This is a genomic window from Ruegeria sp. C8, assembly GCF_056537565.1.
This window is the reverse complement of sequence record NZ_JBQFRV010000007.1, coordinates 236,510-258,281: the sequence shown is the minus strand read 5'-3', so window position 1 is coordinate 258,281 and position 21,772 is coordinate 236,510. Positions and strand designations below refer to the sequence as shown.

The window sequence follows — 21,772 nt, the reverse complement described above, 5'->3', positions numbered from 1 at the left end:
CACCGTAAAACTCGTCGAATCCTTGATTCGTTGGATAGCGCCCTTCGGTCCATCCAAGGTGCCATTTTCCGTACATGGCCGTGTTGTATCCAGCGTCTTTGAGCATCTCGGCCATCGTGACTTCCCACTGAGTCAGACCGTAAACGCCGCCTCCCAGTGGGACTGTATGGTTTCCGCTCCGAATGCCATATCGTCCTGTCATGGTCGCTGCGCGGGACGGCGTGCACTGACTCTCGACGTTGAAGTTCGTGTGTCGTAATCCTTCCGCAGCGAGAGCGTCCATCATGGGGGTCGCCGCGACACGGATTATGCCGTCTCCATGAGCCTAGGTTCGCACCAGCAAAAATTATCTAGAAATATGAATATGATGTTGGGCTTATCTTGAGCTGAAACGACCGAGGCAAAAAAAAGGGATAAGGACAATAGGGGTGTTCGCGACAACCTCTTTACGGCAAGGCCTCCGATCAAGGTCTCGGTTTCAAGACTGGCGAGCCAAGTCACCAGTCGTCAAGAACGTGCACTCGTAGGGGTGCTTTTTACTGCGTCCGAGCGTCAAAGTTTTGGGCGAAGCTGCGGCCCGGGACTAGTCGAGCCTCACCCGGGATCTCTTAAGCTCACATAAGAAAAACCTTTGTTTTCCTTGACGAACAGCCGGGTCAGATGTTGCCATAGACTAGAATTCAGCTCGGCTGGGAGGTTCAAATGAAGTTTTTTCTTAAGACATCGACAGCAATAGTTTCCATAGCGTTCATAGCAAGCTCTTCAAATGCTCAAGACGCTGCACAAGGCGGGCAAGTTGGAGAGATGACCATATCAGTTGATGATATGCGTGAACCAGCGCCTACTGATTTTTCGCCGTATGCAGGTCGAGATTTTCCTACGCGCCCGCTTTGGGGTGACACTCACCTGCACACGTCAAACTCGCTCGATGCGCGCGGATTTGGCGTCATTCTGAGCCCAGACGATGCCTATAGGTTTGCACGTGGTGACGAAGTCACAACATCGCATGGCCTCCGTGTGAAGCTGTCGCGTCCCCTCGACTGGCTTGTCGTATCTGATCATTCAGATGCCATGGGTGCCATGAATGAGATCGTGGCGGGGAACTCTACACTAATGCGTGACCCAACGCTGCGAGACTGGAACGAACGCCTCAACGCCGGCGGGGACGTCGCTCTGGGTGCAACCATGGAAGTTATTGAAACTTTTGCTGGCATCACCGGAGATGCTCTGCCCGAGGCTGTTTCAGATCGCAGGTTTGTACAATCCATATGGGATGAGTTCACGCAAACTGCGGATCATCACAACGCCCCTGGCACATTCACCGCATTCATTGGATACGAGTGGACGTCCACGGAAGCTGGCAACAATCTCCACCGCAACGTAATCTACCGAGATGATGCCATTCGCGCGCGGCAAATGCTGCCCTTCACAACCGCAGAAACTTTTAATCCGGAAAGGTTGTGGGACTGGATGGAAACATATGAACAAGAGACTGGCGGTCGTGTACTGGCCCTTGCACACAACGGTAACGTCTCCAACGGCCTGATGTTTCCGGTCGAGACAAACCCTGAAACGGGTGAGCCTTTGACAGGAGATTACGCAGAGCGGCGTGCCAAGTGGGAGCCGATGTATGAGATCACCCAAATCAAAGGTGACGGAGAGACGCATCCGTTTTTAAGCCCAAACGATGAGTTCGCGGACTATGAAACTTGGGATAAATCCAACCTCGGCCCAACGCCCAAAGAGGATTGGATGCTTCAGTACGAGTATGCCCGAGAGGCTCTGAAGAACGGACTGAAGCTTGAGGCTCAACTAGGCACCAATCCATACAAATTCGGAGTAGTGGGTTCGACAGACAGCCATACCGCTTTGGCAACAGCGGAAGAAGACAATTTCTTTGGCAAACATTCTGGCGTCGAACCGGAACCCGGTCGTTGGCAGCACGTCGTTGGTGAGTTCGATACGACAAGAATTCTTGGATGGGAAATGGCAGCGTCTGGCTACGCCGCAGTCTGGGCAGAAGAGAACTCGCGCGAAGCAATTTTCGATGCAATGGAACGGAAAGAAGTCTATGGGACGACCGGCAGTCGAATTGCAGTTCGCTTCTTTGGTGGCTGGGACTTTACCGAAGCTGACGCAAGGTCTCGTTTGCCCGCCGAAATAGGATATGAAAAAGGCGTTCCGATGGGAGGGGACCTCGCAGATGCAACAGAAGGCGCGGACGCCCCAACATTCCTGGTTGCTGCGCTGAAAGATCCGTTTTCCGGCAATCTCGACCGTGTTCAGATTGTGAAAGGTTGGTTAAATGCCAATGGCGAAACTGAAGAGCGGGTCTATGACGTAGCTTGGTCGGGAGACCGAAAACTTGATGCTGACGGCAAGCTGCCAGCGGTTGGGAACACCGTGGATGTTGCAACGGGCACGTTTACCAACTCGATAGGGTCTCCAGAGCTGATCAATGTTTGGACGGATCCTGAATTTGATCCGTCAGTCAGGGCTTTCTACTACGCACGTGTCCTAGAGATTCCCACTCCGAGGTGGACAATTTACGACGCCGTTCGGTTTGGAGACGAGGTGCCTGCCGAGGTGCCTACGTCAACGCAGGAACGTGCTTACACTTCGCCAATTTGGTATACTCCCAAAGGCTGAAATGTAACTCGTCCTTATGTTGGTGTCGTAAAAACCCGGCTGTTCCTGTCGCCGCAACATCGGGCTAGTCGGATTGTGCGAACGTCCACCTAGGGCTTCGAGCAGACATCGAAACACTCCAGTCGAGGGACTGCTTTGTGTCGGTACTGGCCACTACCGATTCAACGGATCAACTCCTGCAGTGTCCTAAAATCCTCGCTGCTTGCGGGTTCACCTCAAGGGCGATTACAGGCACGCAAAGAAAATCGCTATGTTGACCGGTCATTGATAATACGCAGCGCATCAGTAGGCTGTGTCAGAGAATAGCTTTTTGAGACTATGTACACGCCGAACGGCTCGTGAATCGCAACGCAAACTCGTTGCGAAGACACTTCTTGCGGATCAAATAGAGAAATCTTCCAGCGCTAGGTGAATCCTCGAAATCCCCAAACAATTACCATGATTGTCAAATTTTCGCAGAGAGAGCTGTCGCCTCCTTACGGCTGGTTCTATCCTCGGAACCGGAGCATATGTAAACGGGCACGGCTTTTCTTCAGGAGCACACATGAGCAAGCAATACTACGCTCCCCATGGCGGCCACCCCGGACAAGACCAGCTGTTGACAGACCGCGCCGTGTTTACGGATGCTTATGCTGTGATCCCCAAGGGCACAATGCGGGACATCGTGACAAGCTTTCTGCCGTTCTGGGACGATACACGCCTCTGGGTGATCTCGCGCCCCATGACCGGATTTGCCGAGACCTTCTCGCAATATATCATGGAGGTCCAGCCGGGCGGAGGCTCGGACCGGCCCGAAACCGACACTGAAGCCCAAGGTGTTCTGTTCGTAGTCGAAGGCACCGCAACACTTATCGCTGAAGGTACGCACTATGAGCTGACGCCTGGCGGCTATGCCTATCTGCCGCCCGGATGCGATTGGAACCTGCGCAACCACTCTGAAAACACCTTGCGGTTCCATTGGATTCGTAAAGCCTATGAAGCCGTTGAAGGGCTCGCGACCCCGGATGTCCTCGTGCTGAACGAAAACGATATCGCACCGACCCCAATGCCCGGCACCGATGGGAAATGGGCGACGACGCGATTTGTCGACCCGAGTGACCTGCGCCACGACATGCATGTGACCGTGGTGACGTTCGAACCCGGTGCGGTCATCCCTTTCCTCGAAACCCATGTCATGGAACACGGCCTCTACGTGCTTGAGGGCAAGGCGGTGTACCGGTTGAACAATGACTGGGTCGAGGTCGAGGCAGGAGACTACATGTGGCTGCGCGCGTTTTGCCCACAGGCCTGCTACGCTGGCGGTCCGGGCAAGTTCCGGTACCTGCTCTATAAGGATGTGAACCGACACATGCCTCTGCGCCTTGGATCCGCCGCCAACCGGCAATAGAGGCCTCTCAGTTTACGATTCCTCCGATGGCCTGAGTCAACGCTTGGCCCGCCTCGATCACGGGGCGGCTGAGCTTTTCGATCCCATCCTCGCGCACCCGGCTGGTGGGTCCAGAAACGGAAATCCCCGCAACCGCTTCACCGTTCACGTCGAACACCGGCGCAGCGATACAGCGCATGCCCTCGTTTTTCTCTTCATTGTCGATCGAAAAGCCTCGCGAGCGGATAGAAGTCAGGTCCTGCTTCAGACTTTCTACAGTCGTGATCGACCGGTCCGTGAACGCCTGCAGTTGGACCGAAGCCAGCAATCTGTCCAACCGGTCTTCATCCATATGCGCCAGCAGGACCTTCCCGATCCCCGATGCGTGCATGGGCGACAGTGTTCCGGGCGGAAAGAAGGCCCGAATGCTGGCATGCGTTTCGACTTGGCTTAGAAACAGGACTGAGCCTTCTTTCTGAATGCCTAAATTGGCCGTCTCACCCGTGGCTTCCATCAGCTTGCGCATCACCGGCCTTGCCCGATCAACAAGGCTGGTGCGCCTTAGGAATCGCGAGCCTATGACGAAGGCACGGGGGCCGATATGCCAAATCTGCTCGACGGGATCGAACTCTACTAGGCCCCTACCCTCAAGCGTGACAAGGATGCGATAGACCGTGGCCGGGGACTGCTGCATTTCGTCGGACAGCATCGTCAATGACTTGCCTTGCGCCTCGCTCAGATACTCGAAAACCTCCATCGCCCGGTCGAGGGATTTGATCGTGTTCTGAGCCGTTTTGTCATCCCACCCCCGCGGCCTTCCCCTGGTTTTGCGAAGGGAGCCAGCGCCATTTTTTTGAGAAACCATAAGAACCTTCGGATTTTTTCGAAATTTTAATTCATCATATGAAAAACATAAGATACTGACAACTATAATTTAAATCGCGACTATTAGTTTTTGAAAATCGTTTTCAAAAAAATTTAAAATCAAGGAGCTTGGCCTTAGGATGTCTCCAACGACGGAAGGAGACCATCCATGAGCTTTCAAAACCCCGTTTTCATTCCGGGCCCGACCAATATCCCTGAAAGCCTGCGCAAGGCTTGTGACATGCCCACGATCGACCACCGGTCGCCGCTGTTTGGGCAAATTCTGCACCCTGCCCGCGCGGGTGTTCGGAAAGTTCTGAAAAGCGACAGCGCCGAGGTGTTCATCTTCCCCTCGACCGGGACGGGCGGCTGGGAAACAGCTTTGACCAACACCCTATCTGCCGGAGACAAGGTTCTGGCCGCGCGCAACGGCATGTTCAGCCATCGCTGGATCGACATGTGCCAGCGCCACGGGCTGAATGTCGAGATCGTCGAAACCCCGTGGGGTCAGGGCCTGCCTGCCGACCGCTATGAAGAGATCCTGACCGCGGACACCAACCACGAGATCAAAGCCGTTCTTGCCACGCATAACGAAACGGCAACCGGCGTAAAATCGGACATTGCCGCCGTGCGCAAGGCGCTGAACGCGTCAGGGCATTCTGCGCTGCTGTACGTTGATGGCGTCTCGTCCATTGCGTCGATGGATTTCCGCTTTGATGAGTGGGGCGTCGATGTGGCCGTCACCGGATCGCAAAAAGGGTTCATGCTGCCCGCAGGTCTCGCGATCGTCGGCTTTAGCCAGAAGGCGATGGAGGCGACCAAAACTGGCACCCTGCCCCGCACGTTTTTTGACGTCCACGACATGGCCAAGGGATACGCAAACAGCGCCTATCCCTACACGCCTGCCGTCGGCTTGATGAATGGCCTAAACCAGGCCTGCGACATGTTGCTGAAGGAAGGGTTGGAGAACGTCTTTGCCCGCCATACCCGCATCGCCGAAGGGGTGCGTGCCGCTGTTGGCGCATGGGGGCTGGAGCTTTGTGCCGCGAACCCCTCGGTTTATTCCGACACGGTCAGCGCGATCCGCACACCGGATGGTTTCAACGCAACCGATATCGTCACCCATGCCGCCGAGAAATACGGCGTGGCCTTTGGCGTCGGCCTTGGCGAAGTCGCTGGCAAAGTCTTCCGGATCGGACATCTGGGCAGCCTGACCGACGTCATGGCCTTGTCGGGGATCGCGACAGCCGAAATGTGCATGGTCGATCTGGGTTTGAACATTCAACTGGGTTCGGGCGTGGCGGCCGCACAGGAATACTATCGCGGTCATCCAGCCGCCGTTCAGAAGGACGCTGCATGATAAAGGACCTCTCCATGTATATCCCGACCTATGAGGACATGCTCGAGGCGCATACTCGGATCGAACCTTACATCCGTCGGACCCCGGTTCGGACCTCGGACTACCTGAACGAATTGACGGGCGCCCAGTTGTTCTTCAAATGCGAGAACTTTCAGGAACCGGGCGCCTTCAAGGTACGCGGCGCCACCAACGCAGTATTCGGCCTTGACGAGGGACAGGCGAAGAAAGGTGTTGCCACCCATTCCTCCGGTAATCACGCGTCATGCTTGTCCTATGCCGCAATGAAGCGCGGCATTCCGTGCAACGTTGTGATGCCGCGCACAGCGCCTCAGGCCAAGAAAGACACGGTGCGTCGCTACGGAGGCAAAATCACCGAGTGTGAGCCCTCTACCACGTCGCGCGAGGCGACTTTCGCTCAGGTTCAAGCGGCCACGGGGGGGGATTTTGTCCATCCCTACAACGATCCGCGGGTGATCGCCGGACAGGGCACCTGTTCGCGCGAATTCATGGAGCAGACCGATGGTCTGGACGCGGTGGTTGCCCCTATCGGCGGTGGTGGCATGGTGTCCGGCACTTGCCTGACCCTGTCCACCCTTGCGCCTGAAACCGAAATCATTGCGGCGGAACCCGAACAGGCGGATGACGCCTATCGCAGTTTCAAAGCGGGTCACATCATCGCCGATGATGCGCCGAAGACCATTGCCGACGGCCTGTTGGTGCCCCTGAAAGACCTAACGTGGCACTTCGTCTCGAACCACGTTTCCGAGATCTACACGGCCTCGGAACAAGAGATCATCGACGCGATGAAGCTGACGTGGAAACACCTTCGGGTCGTGATGGAGCCGTCCTCGGCTGTGCCTCTGGCTACGATCCTCAAGAACCCCGACGCGTTCAAAGGTAAGCGGGTCGGCCTGATCATCACCGGTGGCAATGTCGATCTGGACAAGCTGCCCTGGCTGAACACCTGACCCAGTCGCAACAGACATCAATACCGACACAGGAATACGGACATGAAAGATATGACCAATCTCGACGCATTCGAAGTAGGCTATGACATTCCGGCCAAGCCCGGAATGGCTGAAGCAGACATCCAGACCCCCAGCCTTGTGCTGGATCTCGATGCGCTTGAACGCAACATCAAGAAGATGGGCGATTATGCCAAGGCCCACGGTATGCGCCACCGCGTGCACGGCAAAATGCACAAATCCGTCGATGTGGCGAAACTGCAGGAACGCCTTGGCGGAGCAGTGGGCGTGTGCTGTCAGAAGGTTTCAGAGGCCGAGGTTTTCGTGCGCGGTGGGATCAAGGACGTGTTGGTGTCGAACCAGGTGCGCGACCCCGCCAAGATCGACCGCCTGGCCAGCCTGCCAAAACTCGGCAGTCGCATCATTGTATGTGTCGACGACGTAGACAACGTCGCAGATCTTTCCGGAGCAGCCGTCGATCACGGCACTCAGCTTGAGGTCTTCGTCGAGATCGACTGCGGCGCGGGACGGTGCGGCGTGACCACTACGCCTCAGGTGATTGAAATTGCCAAAGCGGTCGAAGCGGCCGACAACCTCAAATTCACCGGCATTCAAGCCTATCAGGGTGCGATGCAGCATCTCGACAGCTACGAGGCGCGCAAGGAAAAGCTGGATACCGCAATTGCGATGGTCAAAAACGCTGTTGACGGCCTGAAAGCCGAAGGCATCGATTGCGAGCTGGTTTCAGGCGGCGGCACCGGCTCTTACTACTTCGAGTCCGACTCGGGCGTATACAATGAGCTTCAATGCGGGTCCTATGCCTTCATGGATGCCGATTACGGCCGCATTCTGGACAAAGACGGCAACCGCATCGACCGGGGTGAGTGGGAGAACGCTCTGTTCATCCTGACCAGCGTCATGAGCCACGCCAAAGCTGATAAGGCGATTGTCGATGCAGGCCTAAAGGCGCAATCGGTAGACAGCGGTTTACCCGTCGTGTTTGGGCGCGACGACGTTGAGTACACTAAATGCTCGGACGAGCATGGCGTTGTGATGGATACGGATGGTGTTCTCAAGGTCAACGACAAGCTCAAGCTGGTGCCCGGTCACTGCGACCCAACGGCCAATGTACATGATTGGTATGTCGGTGTGCGCAACGGCAAGGTCGAGGCCGTCTGGCCCGTATCCGCCCGCGGCCGCGCCTACTAAGGCCTTACAATCAAGAAAATCTGGCTCAACAGTAGCCTGATTCTCGCCCGTGTGCCTCCTCTCCCTTCGGGACAAGCGCACGGGCGAACGAATTCCAAGTGGAGACTGACATGTTGATCGTACCCGAGCGTGAGATCGCCGGATTGATGACCCGCCAAGCCGCCTTTGATGCCGTTGAAAGCGTCTTTGCGGCGATGGCCGCTGGCGATGCCTATAACTTCCCTGTTGTGCGTGAGGCCATCGGCCACGAAGACGCGCTGTATGGCTTCAAGGGTGGTTTTGACCGCGCCGGCCTGACTTTGGGCCTGAAGGCCGGTGGCTATTGGCCGAACAACCTTGAGAAACGCGGGTTGATCAACCACCAATCCACGGTTTTTCTGTTCGATCCCGACACGGGCAAACCGTCGGCGATGGTTGGCGGCAACCTGTTGACGGCGCTGCGCACAGCGGCGGCTTCGTCCGTGTCGATCAAACATCTGGCCCGCGCAGATGCCAAGGTGATCGGCATGATCGGAGCGGGCCATCAGGCCGGTTTTCAACTGCGCGCCGCGCTGGAACAGCATAGCTTTGAAAAGGTCATTGGCTGGAACTACCACCCGGAAATGCTGCCCAATATCGAGAAAGTCGCTGTTGAGGCAGGCGTCCCATTTGAGGCGGTCGAACTTGACGGAATGACCGAAGCGGATGTGATCATCTCGATCACTTCGGCTTTTGCGCCGTCGTTGATGGCACACCACGTCAGCCCCGGAACGCATGTGGCCTGCATGGGAACAGACACCAAGGGCAAACAGGAGGTCGAATCCACCCTGCTGGCCAAAGCGAGTGTCTACACAGACGAGGTTGCGCAATCCATCACCATTGGCGAGGCACAGCACGCCGTCGCAGAAGGTCTGATCAGCCAAAGCGACGTCGCTCAGCTTGGCGCGGTCATCAATGGAACGCATGAGGGCCGCTCCGCGGATGATCAGATCACATTGTTCGATGGCACAGGCGTTGGCCTGCAGGATCTTGCGGTGGCCGCAGCGGTGGTTGACCTTGCCGTAGAAAAAGGGATCGCGATCGAGGTTGATTTCTGACCTCGCTGGTACCTGTTTCCGAGCAGCAAGTCGCCCCTCGGCTTGCAACGGCCGGGGTTCGTGCCCCGGCCAATGTCATTCCACCCGGAAGATTTTGCTAGGCGTTGAATTTTCGCTGGATTGCCAGCCTCATGCGCAGGGAAGTTGCGATACCTTGCGCATCTTCAGGCGATTTATTCGACGATAAGGAACGGCACCTCGAACCAATGCTCCTGCAGGTTGGGTCCAGTTCCAATTCTATCCACGACCGCAAAAAGCCCCGGATCATGGAGCGGTGTCAGTACCCCGTGCCAAGTGTTTCGGTGGTAGTTCACCCCTTGCCTCGGCGCAGTTATGAACGCAATCGGGTGTCCGGGTTGTCCGTCTTCATCGGTAGCTACAACCACAACAAACGGCTTTTCGGACAATGGCAGAAAGGCCTGACTGCCCTCAGGGTGACGCTCCATCATATCCAGCCTGATCGGAAGGCTGAAAGCCTCGGACTGGAACACGCTGATCCCCGCGCGGCCGTCCTGGAAATCCAACTCTGCGCGGTCATGATAGCGGGCGCATTTGCCCTGATTGATGTACTTGTCCACCTCACCCGCCGCTTGGATCACATCTCCAAACGGCGCAAAGGCTTCAGGGGTCAGAGGCTGTAGCTTCAACTCGATGGTCATTCCGAGAACTTCTCGATCAAGCGCAGCTCGGCGATCCGTTCGACCTGACGGCAGGCTTCGTCGAACTCGGTATCCCGGTCGCTGTCTATGCGGCGGTGAAAGGCCTTTAGGATGCTGGCCTTCGTGTTGTCCTTGACCGCGATGATGAAGGGAAAGCCGAATTTGGCCGTGTAGGCCTCATTCAACGCGGTAAAGGTTTCGCGTTCTTCATCCGTCAGCATGTCCAGACCGGCCCCAGCCTGTTCCGCCGTGCTTTCCTTGGTCAGCCGCCCGGCGGCGGCAAGCTTGCCCGCCAGATCCGGGTGCGCCGTCAGAACGCCAAGGCGTTGCTCGGACGTGGCGGTGCGAAAAACACGGGCCAGCGCATTGTGGACGCCAGCCGCATTGTCATGGGTCGGTCCCAGTTCAAGGTCAAATGCGCCTTCGGCAATCCATGGGCTGTGTTCGAACACGCCGCCAAATTCGGATACAAAGGTCGGCTGGTCCATTTCGGACGGGGTGAGACGTTGCATCGGGGGGTGTTCCTTGGCCCAGTGATCGGCGATCTGTTCACGGGTCGCGAACCAGACTCCATCATGTTGTCTGAAATAGTCCAGCGCGCGTTTCAGCGCCATGGCGCGACCCGGACGGCCAATCAAGCGACAATGCAACCCGATCGAGAGCATTTTCGGCATACCCGCCGTGCCCTCGGCATAGAGCATGTCGAAGCTATCTTTCAGATAGCTTTCGAACTGCTCGCCATTCGTATACCCGGCCTGAATCGCGAAACGCATATCGTTGCAATCCATCGTATAGGGCACGATCAACTGATCCTTGCCCCCTCCCTTGATCCAATAGGGCAGATCATCGGCATAGCTGTCCGCGATATAGGCAAAGTCACCCTCTTCGGCAGCAAGATCAATCGTGTTCATCGAACACCGGCCCGTGTACCAACCGCGCGGAGGTTGACCGGTGACTTCGGTGTGCAAACGGATCGCCTCGCGGATCTGGGAGCGCTCAACTTGCGGGTCCATATCCTTGTGTTCGATCCATTTCAGCCCGTGGCTCGCGATCTCCCAGCCTGCATGCTTCATCGCCGCAACCTGTGCTGGGGCACGCGCCAAAGCGGTCGCCACGCCATAAACGGTCACTGGCAGGTCCTGCAAAAGGTGGTGAACACGCCAGAACCCGGCACGGCTGCCGTATTCGTAGATCGATTCCATGTTCCAGTGCCGCTGTCCTGGCCAGGGGGCCGCACCAGTGATCTCGGACAGAAACGCCTCAGATGCAGCGTCACCGTGCAAGATGTTGTTTTCGCCACCTTCCTCATAGTTCAATACGATCTGAATCGCGATCCGGGCCCCATTCGGCCAGTTGGCTTTTGGCATTTGACTGCCATAGCCGGTCATATCTCGTGGATAAGGCTTCACATCTGTTTCCTTCTTCTTGAGTTCCTCAATACTCCGGATAATCAAAGAAATTTTTCAAAAAATACGAAAAGCAGCTTCGGATAGTCTGGCTTTGCCCTCGGAGGAGAAAACAGACTAATGAATAAGCAACTTTAGGAGTGGCACAAATGACCGGTTACCTTACCACACATGTTCTGGATACTGCACGGGGATGCCCCGCCGAGGGGCTGAAAATCGAGCTGTACCGCATCAATGGTACAGACCGCACCTTGCTGAAAGCACTGGTAACAAATGACGACGGCAGAACCAACGAGCAGATTCTGCCGCAATCCGAGTTTTCAACGGGCGAGTATGAGCTGATCTTCTATGCCGGCGCGTACCTTGACGCGTCGGGCACGCCGCCCGAGGAACCTCGCTTTCTGGATGTGATACCGATCCGGTTCGGGATGTCCGAGCAGTCTCACTATCATGTGCCTCTGCTTCTTTCCCCTTTTGGATACTCGACCTACCGCGGCAGCTGAGGCCTTGTCGCTCTAGTTGTTCGCAGCAGCGATCGAGGATCCGATACGCTCTATGATGAACTCCATGAAAAGCCGCGTTTTGGGGTCTTGCATGCGACGGTGGGTGAACAAACACGCCATCTGAATGGGTTCCGGCGGCGTTTCTGTTGCGACCGGAATCAGATTCCCGGCCTTGAGGTGCTGTGCGATTTCAAAGATCGGCTTGAGCGCGATCCCGTGACCCGCAAGTGCCCAATCCGTCAACACATCGCCATCGTCCGATTCATAGCGGCCAGAAACGCGAAATCGCTTTGGCCCCGTTTCAGTTCTGAGAAGCCATTGAAACTCGGTCGCGCCCGGAAAGCGCAGATTGAGGCATTCATGATTGTCGGCGATCAAGTCGTCTCCGCTTGCCGGCATCCCGCGTTTTTTGATGTATTTTGGGGATGCACACAGAACTCTTTCAACATCGGCGATCTTGCGAATGCGCAAGTTGCTGTCCTCGGGCTGCCCTAGGAAAAACGCAAGATCCAGACCTTCTGTTGTTAGATCGACTTTGCGATCTGTCAGCCTCAGCCTGACATTGACTTCGGGGTACTCGGCCAGAAACTTTGGAACCTGTGGCGCGATCAGCCTGCGACCGACGCCCAATGGCGCAGCGACATAGAGAGATCCTTTTAGATTCTCGGTAATATTGACGATCTGCGCCTCGGCGTTTTCGACGGCCTCGAGGATCTCAGCGGCCCCCCGATAAAACGATTGCCCTTGTTCGGTCGGCGTTAGGCTGCGCGTCGTGCGTTGAAATAGCCGCACGCCGAGATGCTCTTCCAATTGCGATATCCGCGCTGAGGTGACAGCCGGAGAAACCCTCAGATCACGGCCTGCGGCAGACATGCTGCCCAACTCGTAGACTCGGACAAAGGTTCTGATGTTATCTAGATAGGACATTTTTTTGCATTTTTTGATACTGCTTGGTCTTTGCTAGCAATACCAGAACAAAGCAGTCTCGCATAGAGTGAGCGGAAGCAAAGAATCTTAGGAGCAAACCCATGTATGATCTGGCCGTAATGTGGGAGTGGATCGCCTTTTCGGTCCGCTGGCTGCACGTTGTCACTGCGATGGCGTGGATTGGGGCATCTTTTTACTTTATCGCTTTGGACCTTATGCTTAAGCCAAACCCTGCGCTGCCGGATGGGGCCTATGGCGAAGAATGGGAGGTCCATGGCGGCGGGTTTTATCACACCGTGAAATACCTCGTGGCCCCCGCCCGGATGCCCGAGCATCTGACCTGGCACAAATGGCAAAGCTACACGACATGGCTGTCCGGCGCCGCGCTTCTGATGATCATTTACTGGGTTGGAGGAGAGCTGTTCCTTCTAGACCCAACCAAGGTCGATCTGGCGCTATGGCAGGGAATTCTGATCTCTGGCGGGTCACTGACCATTGGTTGGTTGCTCTATGACCAAATGTGCAAATCCAAGCTGAGCGATCATCCCACCGTTCTGATGCTGTTGTTGTTCGTGATCCTGGTGATCATGTCCTGGGGCTACAACCAGATATTCACCGGACGGGCCGCTCTGCTGCATCTTGGGGCGTTTACCGCAACGATCATGACGGCCAATGTGTTCTTTCAGATCATGCCGAACCAGCGCATCGTGGTCGCAGACCTCAAGGCGGGTCGGACCCCGGACGCCAAATACGGCAAGATTGCCAAGGTGCGTTCGACGCACAACAACTATCTGACCTTGCCGGTCGTGTTCCTGATGCTGTCGAACCACTACCCGCTGGCCTTCGGCACTGAGTATTCCTGGATCATTGCAAGCCTGATCTTCCTGACCGGGGTCACCATTCGCCACTACTTCAACACGATGCATGCGACTGGAACAGGCCCTCATTGGACCTGGGCAGTCACGGTCCTTCTGATGATCGCGATTGCATGGCTGTCCTCGGTCCGGTCCGGCGAGACATGGGAAGAGGCCGAAGCGCGCGAACTGACACCCTATGAACAGAAATTCGCTTCGGCCGAGGGGTTCGAGGCCGCTTATGACACGGTCCTGGGCAACTGTTCCATGTGTCATGCGCGCGAGCCGGTTTATGGCACAATGAAATGGGCGCCCAAGAAGGTCTATCTTGAAACGCCCGGCGATGTCGCCCGCCAGGCTGATCAAATCTATCTGCAGGCCGGGATCAGCCACGCGATGCCGCCGCCAGCCTCGGTTCAAATGGATGACGAAGCCCGTCAGACCATCATCGCTTGGGTGCGTGAAGTAAGAGGCCAGTAAGCCCCGACTTGTAGCAGGTGAAACAGGACCCTCCTGCTGGTTTATCCAAAGAACCTTTTGCTGTGTTTCGCGATGTGTTCGACGAACAGGCGTATCTTAGGGTCCTGAAGTTTCTTGTGCGGATAGAGGCAGCCGAAGATGGTCGGCAATGGCGGTGTCGAGGGCAGAACCTCAACCAGTTGGCCTGACACGAGATACTCTTTCACATCAAAGCGCGGTTTGTTGACGATCCCCTTGCCTGCCAAAGCCCAATCCGTCAGGACATCGCCATCATCCGCATCGTATTTTCCTCGAACCTCCAGTTTGCGCGGCCCCATATCGGTGTTCAGGGTCCAGAAATACTCAGGCGATCTGGGATAGCGCAGCAGCAGGCAATTGTGCTGAGACTGTAGTAGGTCATCCGGCGTTTTTGGCACGCCGAAATTCGAAAGATATTCAGGCGAGGCACATAGCAGCCGATCACAATCCGCGAATTTCCGCAGCTTCATGGTGGAATCGCCCGGCTCTCCGATAAAGAACGCGATATCCAAACCATCGGCCATCATGTCCACTTTGCGGTCGGACAGGCGCATGCGAATCTCGGTCTCTGGGTAGCGATCCGAGAAATCCGGGACCAGAGGCGCAACGATTCTGCGCCCGACCCCCAGCGGCGCTGTGATGCGGATTGCGCCTCGAGGGGCGTCCGAAAAACTGGCGACGCGCGCCTCGGCGTGGTCCAACGCCAGCAAGACGGCCTTGGCCTCATCATAGAAAACCTCGCCGACCTCTGTTGCCGTCATCGAGCGGGTTGTTCTGTTGAACAGGCGCACGCCCAGATGGTTTTCCAGCTCTTTCAGACGTTTGCTGGCCACTGCGGGTGTCAGCCGCAGGTCACGGCCGCCGGACGTGATGCTGCCTAGCTGCATCACCCTAACGAAGACACGCAAGCTTTCGATGTATGACATTCATTCCTCCCACTGCGGGAAGACTGCGACGGCCGGATTTCTTTTTCAACGTTTTGTTGAAAGTATTTGTCATTTCCGACGATTTTAAGACTCAATCTCTGACTCTATGGTCCTGCGGCGACCCACCCGAAGGCAGGTGTAGAGGGAGATTAGCATGACGCCGCGCACTGACATCCGATTTGTCCTAAATGGCAAGGATGTATCCGTTCCAGACGTATCAGCCGACCAGACTCTTCTAGATTTTCTACGTCTCGAGCGTCGGCTGACCGGCACCAAGGAAGGCTGCGCCGAAGGGGATTGCGGTGCATGTACCGTGCTTGTCGGGCGGCTTGGGCGGACAGGACTTGCCTATGCTCCAGTGAATGCATGCATTCGGTTCCTCGCTTCTTTGGACGGCTGCCATGTCGTGACGGTTGAGCATCTGTCCGGCCCCGACGGTCGCCTTCATCCGGTGCAGCAAGCCATGGTGGATCATCACGGCAGCCAATGCGGGTTCTGCACGCCGGGCTTCGTCATGGCGCTCTATGCGCTGTGGATGCAAACGCCCGAACCAACAGAGGCGCAGGTCGAAACCGCATTGCAGGGCAATTTGTGCCGCTGCACCGGGTATGAGCCAATCATTCGGGCAGCCGTTGCCGTCAGCTGCTATGGCACCCCGGCCTCGGACCACCTGAACACCGAACGTGAGGCCGTGACAGGTCGTCTGGCAGCACTGAAAGACGGTCGCCGCGTCGTCTCGGGTCCGATGGACAATCTGAGCATCCTTCCCTCCAGCGTGGATGATCTGGCCGACTGCCTGCAGACTTACCCAGAGGCCACTATCGTCGCGGGGGCAACAGATGTGGGCCTGTGGGTCACGAAATTTCTGCGCAAAATCGGACCGGCGATCTTTACCGGACATCTCGAAGACCTGAAAACGGTCGAAACACAGGGCCAGCACCTGCTGATCGGTGCAGGTGCCAGCTACACTGATTGCCAAAACCTGCTGTCTGAGCATCTACCGCATCTGACCTCGTACTGGGATCGCATCGCCGGGTGGCAGGTGCGAAACATGGGTACAGTTGGCGGAAACATCGCGAACGGTTCCCCCATCGGGGACACGCCGCCTGTGCTGATCGCGCTTGGAGCGGAAATCACGCTGCGGCGAGGGTCGGATGTGCGGACCTTGCCACTGGACGCATTCTTCATTGACTACGGCAAACAAGATCGCCAACCGGACGAGTTTGTCGAAAGCATACTTGTTCCTCTGCCCCAGCCAAAGGAAATGAACGCCGCCTACAAGATCTCGAAGCGCCGGGATGAGGATATCTCCTCGGTGGCGGCAGGTATTCATATGTCGGTTGAAGATGGCATCATCTGCGACGCCCGCATCGCCATGGGTGGCATGGCCGCGACGCCAAAGCGCGCGTCTGCTGCCGAGGCTGCTCTGAACGGTCAGCCCTGGTCGCGGGAAAGTTTCGAGGCGGCGGCAACGGCGCTGGCTCAGGATTTCTCACCCCTGACCGATTGGCGAGCCTCGTCTGACTATCGGATGCTGACGGCCCAGAACCTGCTGCGTCGGTTCTTCCTAGAACATGACGCCCAGACCGACACCCCCGTTCAACTGGCCCGTGCGTAACAAGGAGACGACACAATGAAAGACACCGTTTCCATCGTTGGGGCCGCCCACACCGACGTCAACCACGACAGCGCGATCAAGCATGTTACCGGAGAGGCTGACTACACCGACGATATCGCCCTGCCCCAAGGCGCGCTGCACGCCTATCTTGGCGTTTCCGACGTAGCCCATGCCAAACTGTTGGGCATCGATTTTGCGAAGGTTCTGGCGACACCCGGCGTTGTTGGGGTTTTGACGGCAGATGACGTGCCCGGGATCAATGACATCAGCCCGACCCATCTGAACGACGAGCCGGTTTTCCCAACCGATACCATTCAGTTTCACGGCCAACCCCTGTTCGCCGTCGTTGCCGAAACTCGCGACATCGCACGCCGTGCCGCCGAGCTGGCAGACATCGAATACGAACCACTGCCCCATGCGCTAGACCCGATTGAGGCCCAAAATGCTGGCTACCCGCATGTCACCGCCCCTCTTAAGCTGGAGCGCGGAGATGTCGCCCCGGCTCAGGCTTCGGCCCCCAACCGGATCCAAGGTCGGATGCGCGTCGGCGGTCAGGATCACATGTATCTTGAGGGTCACATTGCCTTTGCCATTCCGGGCGAGGATGATGATGTGGTTGTGCATTGCTCGACCCAGCATCCGTCTGAGGCGCAGCATATGGTGGCCCATGCACTTGGCGTGCCGTCCAACGCCGTTGTGGTCAATGTCCGCCGCATGGGTGGTGGCTTTGGCGGCAAGGAAAGCCAAATGAACCTGTTCTGCGTTGTGGCCGCCATGGCCGCAAAGAAGTGGAACAGGGCCGTCAAGATCAGGCCCGACCGGGATCAGGACATGACGGCGACCGGCAAACGCCATGACTTTGCGATCGACTATGACGTGGCCTTTGACGATGCCGGTCGCATTCAAGCCGTCGAAGGCAGCTTTGCCGCGCGCTGCGGGTTCTCGGCAGATCTTTCGGGCCCCGTGACCGACCGGGCGCTGTTTCATGCGGATAACGCTTATTTTCACCCGAATGTGCGCCTTAACAGCCACCCGATGAAAACCAACACGGTCTCAAACACCGCCTTCCGCGGATTTGGCGGACCACAGGGGGTGATCGCGGCGGAAAGGATGATCGAGGAAATTGCGTATGCCACGGGTCAGGACCCTCTGGATGTGCGCAAAGCCAATTTCTATGGCACCGAAGATCGGAACGTGACGCCTTATCATCAGGTGGTCGAAGACAGCATTCTGGATCGGCTGGTCGGAGAACTAGAGGAGACCTCAGACTACCGCCAGCGGCGACAAGACATCATCGACTTCAACAAAACGTCTCCGATCCTGAAAAAGGGCATCGCTCTGACGCCGGTGAAGTTCGGCATATCGTTCACGGCGACGTGGTACAATCAGGCCGGCGCGCTGGTGCATGTCTACAAAGATGGTTCGATCCACTTGAATCACGGCGGCACCGAAATGGGGCAAGGCCTGAATACCAAAGTCGCGCAGGTGGTGGCTGAGGCCTTCCAAGTTGATTTCAACCGGATCAAGATCACCAAGACAACGACCGAGAAGGTCCCAAACACATCCGCCACCGCAGCTTCCAGCGGCACCGACCTGAACGGAATGGCCGCGTTGAACGCGGTCGAGCAGATCAAGGAACGGCTGGTGAAATTCGCCTCGGAAACATGGGAAGTAAGCCCCGAGCAGGTGATCTTTCTCACCAACCATGTTCATATCGGCGAAGAGGTTCTGCCCTTCGATGTCTTCATCAAACAGGCCTATCTGGCGCGCGTGCAGTTGTCGGCAGCCGGGTTCTACAAAACCCCCAAGATCCACTGGGACCGGGACAAGGGACAAGGCCGCCCGTTCTACTACTACGCCTATGGGGCATCCTGTTCGGAAGTGACCATAGATAGCCTGACCGGAGAATACCGGGTCGACCGCACGGATGTGCTGCACGATGTCGGACGCTCGTTGAACCCCGTTCTCGATAAGGGTCAGGTGGAAGGGGCCTTTATTCAGGGTATGGGCTGGCTGACCACCGAAGAGCTTTGGTGGGATGATGCCGGTCGCCTGCGCACCCATGCTCCGTCGACATACAAGATCCCGCTGGCCTCGGACCGCCCGCGTATCTTCAATGTCAAACTCGCCGATTGGTCGGAAAACCGAGAGTTGACGATCAAACGCTCCAAAGCCGTGGGCGAGCCGCCCTTCATGCTGGGAATTTCGGTGTTCGAGGCCCTGTCGATGGCCGTGGCATCCGTCGCCGACTACCGGGAGTGCCCTCGCCTGGACGCCCCGGCCACGCCCGAGCGTGTACTGATGGCCGTTGCCCGCCTGCAAAACGGTGCCTAAACGATGCCTGCCGCGCAGTCCCTGAGGACGTTTCTCTCCGAACAAAGCAGCGTGATCCGCATCGCGCTGACACGTGTGCGCGGGTCTTCGCCCCGCAACGAAGGGACAGAGATGTTCGTGGCGCCTAACGCCCTGTGGGGGACAATCGGCGGTGGGCAGTTGGAGTTCATGGCCATCAACGCCGCGCGGGACATGCTGCGAGGCGGGTCGCTACACCGGGAAATGGATGTACCGCTCGGACCCGAAATTGGCCAGTGCTGCGGGGGACGGGTCGAGTTGCAACTGACCCGTATGCGGTCCTCGGACAAGGGGGCCGCAACCGACCGGGCGGCGCGGCGCGACGATGCCTTGCCACATGTCTACGTGATGGGGGCGGGTCATGTGGGACGCGCACTTGCGGATCTTTTTCAGCACTTGCCTGTGCGCTGCATCCTTGTCGACACACGGGCCGAGGAAATCGACCTCTGCACTGCGGATGTCGAAACCCGGCTGAGTGCAATCCCCGAAGCCGAAATCTTCAGCGCGCCCGCAGGCAGCGCCTTTATCGTCCTGACCCATGATCACGGGCTGGATTTCCTGCTGACCACCGCCGCGCTTGAACGTCAGGACGCGGCCTATGTTGGCATGATCGGATCCGCGACCAAGCGGATCAAGCTGAGGAATTGGGCACACAAACAGTGTGACGGACAATCCATCGAACATTTGAGATGCCCCATCGGGGCAAGCGGTAGCCGCGACAAGCGGCCCAGCATCATCGCCACCTTCGTGGTGGCCGAGGTGATGGCTGAACTGACCTCTGAAACTGCCGCGACCGCCCCGACCGGGGCAACCAAGGCGCCCCATGCGGGCCAACATCACGACCGGAGAGGGAGAACCGCCTGACATCCACCAGGCAATTCCGGTCCTATCAGAGGAGGAGACCGTCATGGACGGGAGGACCTACGAATACAAGCTGTTTACCCGCAGCGACTTCAGCGCTTTCTGGGCGCTTTTTACGGATAACCTAGTGAACCTGCTGATCCTTTCCGGGGTCTGTCAGTTCGTGTTCCAAATGCCAGCCGAGATCGTTTTTGGCCGCATCGTACCCGGTGCCGCCATAGCAATCCTGGCCGGTGTCGGGGTCTACACGGTTCTCGCCAAATGGGCGGCCACCAGGAAGGGCCAAGATGTCACCGCCCTGCCCTATGGCATCTCGACGCCGGTCATGTTCGTCTATCTTTTCGGCGTAATTGGACCCATTTACTGGGCCACCAATGACCCGATGCTGGCCTGGCAGGTAGGAATCGGCGCGGGCTTAATGGGCGGGATCGTTGCAGCCCTTGGGGCGTTTGTGGGTCCCTACCTGAAACGCATTACACCGCGCGCCGGGATGCTTGGCACGCTGTGTGGCATTGCGCTGGTCTTCATCGGCTCAGTCCCGTTGGCCGAGGTGTTTGAGAACCCAATCATCGGTTTTACCTCATTGCTGTTCATCCTTTGGGGTCTGATCGGGCGGTTCCGCCTGCCGGGCAACGTGCCTGCCGGTCTGGTCGCGATTGCGGCGGGCACGGTGATTGCCATCATCCTTGGTGAATCGAAAATCGACACAAGCGGCATCGGCTTCTACCCACCAATCCCCTATTTCGGTGACCTCATCGTCGGTGTTCAGTACCTGTTCGCCAACCCTGAGCTGTTTCTGGTGCTAATCCCGGTCCAGATCTACAACTTCATCGAAACCATGAACAACGTGGAATCCGCCGAGGCCGCGGGCGATCACTACCCCGTCGGGCTGTGCCAGGTAACGGATGGCGCGGGCACGATGCTGGGCGCGCTGTTTGGCTCTCCATTCCCGACGACAGTCTATATCGGTCATCCGGCCTACAAACGGCTTGATGCACATGCGGGCTACATCGTGGGTGTGGCCGTCGTGATCGCGGCTGCAGCTTTCCTTGGCTTCCTGTCCTTCCTTGCGGGTCTTATCCCGATTGCGGCTGCGGCGCCTGTTCTGGTCTTTGTCTCGGTCAGCCTGATCACCAACACGGCTTGGGCGGTGAAGCCGATGCACATGGCTGCGGTCTCCTTTGCGATCTTGCCCCACATCTCGGCCTTCCTGGTGGTCAAATGGGGGTCGCTGATGAACGCGCTGCGCAGTAGCGGTGTCGAAGGCCTGCCTGCGCTGGGTGAAGAGGGTCTGACCGCCGCACTCCTGATGGAGGGAGCCCATTACGAAGGACATCTGGCGCTGAGCCAAGGTGCAATCATCACAGGTCTGATCTGGGGCGCCATTGTGGCCGACGTGATTGACGGCCGGTTCCGGATGGCAGGGGCGTTTGCCGTCGCTGGCGGACTTATGTCGGCGGTAGGGATCATCCACTCCTACACGCTGCAGATGCCGCAGTTCGACGGGATTACCATCGGCTATCTGATCGTCGGCGCGTTCCTCTATCTCTACCCAATGCTCGCCCCTAAAGAGGATCTTGAGCATCGCGTGATCGTTCCAGATGAGCCCGATCTGATCGACGACGATACACCTGCACAACAGGCCTGATCCATGATGGGGCAGCCTCAGGGCTGCCCCC

The 21,772-nt window shown here is 57.3% G+C and carries 18 protein-coding genes; 12 read left to right on the top strand and 6 right to left on the bottom strand.

Annotated elements, in window-relative coordinates; translation table 11 throughout:
* Nucleotides 1-286 (bottom strand): sulfatase-like hydrolase/transferase (locus ACR0KL_RS11860; protein WP_480777066.1); only part of this gene is annotated, 286 nt, incomplete at its 3' end.
* Nucleotides 287-702: 416 nt separating this feature from the next.
* Between ACR0KL_RS11860 and ACR0KL_RS11855 the strand changes: the two genes are divergently transcribed.
* Both ACR0KL_RS11855 and ACR0KL_RS11850 read left to right on the top strand, forming a co-directional pair.
* Nucleotides 703-2,649 (top strand): DUF3604 domain-containing protein, encoded by a 1,947-nt coding sequence (locus ACR0KL_RS11855; protein ID WP_170639646.1) that lies wholly within the window; start codon nt 703-705, stop codon nt 2,647-2,649.
* A 544-nt stretch (nt 2,650-3,193) separates the two neighbouring features.
* Nucleotides 3,194-4,036 (top strand): bifunctional allantoicase/(S)-ureidoglycine aminohydrolase, encoded by an 843-nt coding sequence (locus ACR0KL_RS11850; protein WP_480777065.1) that lies wholly within the window; start codon nt 3,194-3,196, stop codon nt 4,034-4,036.
* A gap of 7 nt (nt 4,037-4,043) precedes the next feature.
* Here the strand turns inward: ACR0KL_RS11850 and bhcR are convergent, their stop codons facing one another.
* Nucleotides 4,044-4,880 (bottom strand): HTH-type transcriptional regulator BhcR, encoded by an 837-nt coding sequence (gene bhcR / locus ACR0KL_RS11845; RefSeq protein ID WP_480777064.1) that lies wholly within the window; start codon nt 4,878-4,880, stop codon nt 4,044-4,046.
* A 168-nt stretch (nt 4,881-5,048) separates the two neighbouring features.
* Between bhcR and bhcA the strand changes: the two genes are divergently transcribed.
* From bhcA to bhcD, 4 genes are all read left to right on the top strand, one after another.
* Entirely contained in the window at nt 5,049-6,239 is a 1,191-nt protein-coding gene (gene bhcA, locus ACR0KL_RS11840; RefSeq protein WP_170675795.1) for an L-aspartate--glyoxylate aminotransferase BhcA, read from the top strand.
* On the top strand, nt 6,239-7,207 hold the full coding sequence (bhcB, locus tag ACR0KL_RS11835; RefSeq protein ID WP_170676135.1) for a beta-hydroxyaspartate dehydratase BhcB: 969 nt from the start codon (nt 6,239-6,241) through the stop codon (nt 7,205-7,207). The genes bhcA and bhcB overlap by 1 nt, the downstream gene beginning before the upstream one ends.
* Nucleotides 7,208-7,249: 42 nt before the next feature.
* A complete protein-coding gene (bhcC, locus tag ACR0KL_RS11830; RefSeq protein ID WP_480777063.1) occupies nt 7,250-8,413 on the top strand; it encodes a 3-hydroxy-D-aspartate aldolase BhcC in 1,164 nt (387 codons plus the stop codon).
* Between the two features lie 110 nt (nt 8,414-8,523).
* Nucleotides 8,524-9,489, top strand: coding sequence for an iminosuccinate reductase BhcD (bhcD, locus tag ACR0KL_RS11825; protein WP_170675797.1), 966 nt, complete (start codon nt 8,524-8,526; stop codon nt 9,487-9,489).
* A 173-nt stretch (nt 9,490-9,662) separates the two neighbouring features.
* Here the strand turns inward: bhcD and ACR0KL_RS11820 are convergent, their stop codons facing one another.
* Together ACR0KL_RS11820 and puuE are read right to left on the bottom strand one after the other, a co-directional pair.
* Complete coding sequence (locus ACR0KL_RS11820; RefSeq protein WP_170675798.1) at nt 9,663-10,148, bottom strand: ureidoglycolate lyase; 486 nt, start codon at nt 10,146-10,148, stop codon at nt 9,663-9,665.
* Complete coding sequence (gene puuE, locus ACR0KL_RS11815; RefSeq protein ID WP_480777062.1) at nt 10,145-11,557, bottom strand: allantoinase PuuE; 1,413 nt, start codon at nt 11,555-11,557, stop codon at nt 10,145-10,147. Before puuE ends, ACR0KL_RS11820 begins: the two co-directional genes overlap by 4 nt.
* Nucleotides 11,558-11,703: 146 nt before the next feature.
* On the opposite strand from puuE, the gene uraH reads away from it, so the two are divergent.
* Nucleotides 11,704-12,057, top strand: a complete 354-nt coding sequence (gene uraH / locus ACR0KL_RS11810; RefSeq protein ID WP_170675800.1) for a hydroxyisourate hydrolase — start codon at nt 11,704-11,706, stop codon at nt 12,055-12,057.
* 12 nt (nt 12,058-12,069) lie between these two features.
* Here uraH and ACR0KL_RS11805 read toward each other — a convergent pair whose 3' ends face one another.
* Nucleotides 12,070-12,984, bottom strand: a complete 915-nt coding sequence (locus ACR0KL_RS11805; protein WP_170675801.1) for a LysR family transcriptional regulator — start codon at nt 12,982-12,984, stop codon at nt 12,070-12,072.
* Nucleotides 12,985-13,085: 101 nt separating this feature from the next.
* Between ACR0KL_RS11805 and ACR0KL_RS11800 the strand changes: the two genes are divergently transcribed.
* A complete protein-coding gene (locus ACR0KL_RS11800) occupies nt 13,086-14,318 on the top strand; it encodes a urate hydroxylase PuuD (RefSeq protein ID WP_480777061.1) in 1,233 nt (410 codons plus the stop codon).
* A gap of 41 nt (nt 14,319-14,359) precedes the next feature.
* On the opposite strand, the gene ACR0KL_RS11795 is transcribed toward ACR0KL_RS11800, so the two are convergent.
* Nucleotides 14,360-15,262, bottom strand: a complete 903-nt coding sequence (locus tag ACR0KL_RS11795) for a LysR family transcriptional regulator (protein ID WP_480777060.1) — start codon at nt 15,260-15,262, stop codon at nt 14,360-14,362.
* Nucleotides 15,263-15,416: 154 nt separating this feature from the next.
* Between ACR0KL_RS11795 and xdhA the strand changes: the two genes are divergently transcribed.
* From xdhA to ACR0KL_RS11775, 4 genes are read left to right on the top strand one after another with little or no spacing between them, the layout of a single operon-like run.
* Nucleotides 15,417-16,880 (top strand): xanthine dehydrogenase small subunit, encoded by a 1,464-nt coding sequence (gene xdhA / locus ACR0KL_RS11790; RefSeq protein ID WP_170675804.1) that lies wholly within the window; start codon nt 15,417-15,419, stop codon nt 16,878-16,880.
* Between the two features lie 15 nt (nt 16,881-16,895).
* The gene (xdhB, locus tag ACR0KL_RS11785; protein WP_480777059.1) at nt 16,896-19,214 is read left to right on the top strand and encodes a xanthine dehydrogenase molybdopterin binding subunit; all 2,319 of its coding nucleotides are present in this window, start codon (nt 16,896-16,898) and stop codon (nt 19,212-19,214) included.
* A gap of 3 nt (nt 19,215-19,217) precedes the next feature.
* Entirely contained in the window at nt 19,218-20,096 is an 879-nt protein-coding gene (gene xdhC / locus ACR0KL_RS11780) for a xanthine dehydrogenase accessory protein XdhC (RefSeq protein WP_170675806.1), read from the top strand.
* 43 nt (nt 20,097-20,139) lie between these two features.
* The gene (locus tag ACR0KL_RS11775) at nt 20,140-21,741 is read left to right on the top strand and encodes a permease family protein (RefSeq protein ID WP_170675807.1); all 1,602 of its coding nucleotides are present in this window, start codon (nt 20,140-20,142) and stop codon (nt 21,739-21,741) included.
* Nucleotides 21,742-21,772 lie beyond the last annotated feature (31 nt).

What these genes read in the sequence shown, in the direction of transcription:
- ACR0KL_RS11855 (WP_170639646.1), top strand. Translation starts at nt 703, where the DNA reads ATGAAGTTTTTTCTTAAGACATCGACAGCAATAGTTTCCATAGCGTTC.
- ACR0KL_RS11850 (WP_480777065.1), top strand. Translation starts at nt 3,194, where the DNA reads ATGAGCAAGCAATACTACGCTCCCCATGGCGGCCACCCCGGACAAGAC.
- bhcR (WP_480777064.1), bottom strand. Translation starts at nt 4,880, where the DNA reads ATGGTTTCTCAAAAAAATGGCGCTGGCTCCCTTCGCAAAACCAGGGGA.
- bhcA (WP_170675795.1), top strand. Translation starts at nt 5,049, where the DNA reads ATGAGCTTTCAAAACCCCGTTTTCATTCCGGGCCCGACCAATATCCCT.
- bhcC (WP_480777063.1), top strand. Translation starts at nt 7,250, where the DNA reads ATGAAAGATATGACCAATCTCGACGCATTCGAAGTAGGCTATGACATT.
- bhcD (WP_170675797.1), top strand. Translation starts at nt 8,524, where the DNA reads ATGTTGATCGTACCCGAGCGTGAGATCGCCGGATTGATGACCCGCCAA.
- ACR0KL_RS11820 (WP_170675798.1), bottom strand. Translation starts at nt 10,148, where the DNA reads ATGACCATCGAGTTGAAGCTACAGCCTCTGACCCCTGAAGCCTTTGCG.
- uraH (WP_170675800.1), top strand. Translation starts at nt 11,704, where the DNA reads ATGACCGGTTACCTTACCACACATGTTCTGGATACTGCACGGGGATGC.
- ACR0KL_RS11805 (WP_170675801.1), bottom strand. Translation starts at nt 12,984, where the DNA reads ATGTCCTATCTAGATAACATCAGAACCTTTGTCCGAGTCTACGAGTTG.
- ACR0KL_RS11800 (WP_480777061.1), top strand. Translation starts at nt 13,086, where the DNA reads ATGTATGATCTGGCCGTAATGTGGGAGTGGATCGCCTTTTCGGTCCGC.
- ACR0KL_RS11795 (WP_480777060.1), bottom strand. Translation starts at nt 15,262, where the DNA reads ATGTCATACATCGAAAGCTTGCGTGTCTTCGTTAGGGTGATGCAGCTA.
- xdhA (WP_170675804.1), top strand. Translation starts at nt 15,417, where the DNA reads ATGACGCCGCGCACTGACATCCGATTTGTCCTAAATGGCAAGGATGTA.
- xdhB (WP_480777059.1), top strand. Translation starts at nt 16,896, where the DNA reads ATGAAAGACACCGTTTCCATCGTTGGGGCCGCCCACACCGACGTCAAC.
- xdhC (WP_170675806.1), top strand. Translation starts at nt 19,218, where the DNA reads ATGCCTGCCGCGCAGTCCCTGAGGACGTTTCTCTCCGAACAAAGCAGC.
- ACR0KL_RS11775 (WP_170675807.1), top strand. Translation starts at nt 20,140, where the DNA reads ATGGACGGGAGGACCTACGAATACAAGCTGTTTACCCGCAGCGACTTC.